Source organism: Neobacillus drentensis NBRC 102427 (assembly GCF_001591445.1).
GTDB classification, from domain to species: domain Bacteria; phylum Bacillota; class Bacilli; order Bacillales; family Cytobacillaceae; genus Neobacillus; species Neobacillus drentensis.
In genome coordinates, this window is the sequence record NZ_BCUX01000139.1 from 1 (window position 1) to 1,170 (window position 1,170).

At 40.0% G+C, this 1,170-nt stretch carries 2 protein-coding genes; one reads left to right on the forward strand and one right to left on the reverse strand.

The features are described 5' to 3' along the window. Positions 1–35 precede the first annotated feature (35 nt). Entirely contained in the window at positions 36–527 is a 492-nt protein-coding gene (locus tag BDR01S_RS24550) for a GNAT family N-acetyltransferase (protein WP_066250887.1), read from the reverse strand. 134 nt (positions 528–661) lie between these two features. Here BDR01S_RS24550 and BDR01S_RS24555 point away from each other — a divergent pair, with 134 nt between their 5' ends. Continuing rightward, entirely contained in the window at positions 662–1,150 is a 489-nt protein-coding gene (locus BDR01S_RS24555) for a nucleoside deaminase (protein ID WP_066363406.1), read from the forward strand. Positions 1,151–1,170 lie beyond the last annotated feature (20 nt).

Here is a 1,170-nt window from a genome sequence, read left to right on the forward strand (position 1 = left end):
CCCGCCACTAATCTAGTGGCGGGGGCGTCTTTATTTCATTTAAAAAAAACAACCATATTCCAAGATGTCCCGTCCACTCCTACCTTTTTGAAGCCAAATTTTTCATATAAATGAAGAGCCGTATTGTTTGGATCCACACTCAAAGAAATCCTGCTAAATCCTGATTCTTTAGCGACCTTTAGCATTTCTCCAAGAAGTGCCGTGCCAATTCCCTTTCCCCTGTAATCCGGAAGGAGAGCCATTCCTAATAGAGGAGTATTTTCATCCAAATAGCCATAGGTTTTATTGGTTTCATCAAATATTCGAATCCAGACAGCCCCAATTGGCGTATGATTTGCAGTTATTGCAATTAAGGCAGTATCTCCCTTTCTTCCCCAGCCATTTAATGATTGGGCAATATTTGGATCACTCAAAATGTCCCTTGTAGGCCGTGGCTCACCTTCGGGGATATAAAATGCTTGATACAACATCTCCCATAAAAACTCCTCGTCTTCTTTTACACCATGTCTAATTCGATACAGAACCATTTCAACTCCCTCTTTCCTAACCATTAAAAATATGTTCTTATTCATGACTATATTTCTACAATGTGATCTTACTAAGTATTTTTTTAAAAAAATCTGATATTTTAATAGTATCGAAAAATAAGGTGGGGAGCAATTTGCTGGCAAATTTCAATGAATACAATCATCAATCTTTTATGGGGGAAGCATTAAAAGAAGCGGAGGAGGCTGGAAAGCGTGGGGACCGGCCAATTGGCGCTGTTATCGTCCACAATGGCACCATTATCTCGCGTGGATCCAATCGAATAAATACGATGGATAGCGAGCTTGCACATGCCGAAATACATGCGATGAATCAATGTGCTTCTTATTTACGAAAACATGCCCGGGAATGTATTCTTTATACCACGGTTGAACCGTGCATGATGTGCCTATCAACGATTACTCTTGCAAATATACGAAATGTTGTCTTTGCATTGGAGGATAAATACATGGATATGGCCCATTTCATTGAGTCAAATCCCTATATTAAGAAGCGGCTCCGTAACTATCTGGGCGGTGTGCTTAGCGCAGAATCCACAAGAATATTGAAAACATACTCACCTTTTATGGCGGAGGTTGCTTTAAATGGACGTAGACCATCATAAAATAAACCAGGGCAGATTAA

Coding starts and splice junctions, on each gene's coding strand:
- BDR01S_RS24550 (WP_066250887.1), bottom strand. CDS start 527: ATGGTTCTGTATCGAATTAGACATGGTGTAAAAGAAGACGAGGAGTTT.